We start from the raw sequence: 389 nt of genomic DNA on the forward strand, positions 1-389 counted from the left end.
GAGTTGGTTTTGGACCACGCACCCTAATTATTTCCTCATTCTACTCTATATTGCCTGAGAACATTTTAAACTGTCGGAATACTTCTGTCGCGGTGTACTAGCTGTACGACGGGTTACCCAGGAAAAGAAAGGAAAGAAAACTGCTGGGGTAGATGGGGTGAAATCCTTAACGCCAAAGCAGCGACTTGAACTTGTAAATAACTTGAAAATCGATGGTACCGCACAACCAATCAAAAGGGTTTGGATTCCCAAGCCAGGAAAGAAGGAAATGCGACCATTAGGGATACCGACGGTGTGTTCATATTGCACTAAGTCCAATGAGCTTTGGGGATATTGTAGCTATGTTTAACATCATGCTGCAACCGAACCTTTGATTGCAAGCGATCGCG

Annotated in this window: 1 protein-coding gene; it reads left to right on the top strand. The window is 44.2% G+C overall.

The window, feature by feature from the left end; translation table 11 throughout:
- Positions 1 to 70: 70 nt before the first annotated feature.
- Positions 71 to 349, top strand: a complete 279-nt coding sequence (locus AABK37_RS41975; RefSeq protein WP_432557268.1) for a reverse transcriptase N-terminal domain-containing protein — start codon at positions 71 to 73, stop codon at positions 347 to 349.
- Positions 350 to 389 lie beyond the last annotated feature (40 nt).

This window comes from Tolypothrix sp. VBCCA 56010 (assembly GCF_050875635.1).
GTDB lineage: Bacteria > Cyanobacteriota > Cyanobacteriia > Cyanobacteriales > Nostocaceae > Hassallia.